Source organism: Tepidibacter mesophilus, assembly GCF_002724055.1.
Lineage (GTDB): Bacteria > Bacillota > Clostridia > Peptostreptococcales > Peptostreptococcaceae > Tepidibacter_A > Tepidibacter_A mesophilus.
The window spans coordinates 1-444 of record NZ_BDQY01000079.1 but is presented as its reverse complement, the minus strand read 5'-3'; the positions used below and the strand labels follow the sequence as shown (position 1 = coordinate 444).

Below are 444 nucleotides of genomic sequence, written 5' to 3'. Positions count from 1 at the left end.
CAAGTATAAAAAAAGAAATTTTAGAAAAAGTAGACCATTTAACGGTTATTCTCAAATTATTTGGTGTCCCCAAATTATATGAAGTGATTTTGAAAAATGGAAGTTATGAAATATATAGGGATTCTAAAAATTTTTCAGGAGAATATATAAATTGTTTTGCAGAAAGAAACGATGAGTTAGGGTTTGAAAAAGTTCTTAATAATTTTGAAGGTAAATATTATGCTAAAACAGATACAGTTAGAAAATATGGTGAGGACTTACTTATTGATGGACAAACTTATTTATTTTTTAATGATGCTGGAAAAAGAGGAGATTGGAATTCAATATTGACTTACATTAATAATTCGGATGTTTTGAAGAAAAAATTTACCTTTGAATTATTATTTCACAATAAAAAATTGGCAAAAAATATATTCTCTTACTCTGACGACAGATATATTGATG

The 444-nt window shown here is 25.5% G+C and carries 1 protein-coding gene; it reads left to right on the top strand.

The genetic code is table 11. The features are described from left to right. Positions 1-444, top strand: a 444-nt coding sequence (locus Tmeso_RS16650) for a hypothetical protein (RefSeq protein ID WP_187296416.1), incomplete at both ends; no start/stop codon positions are given.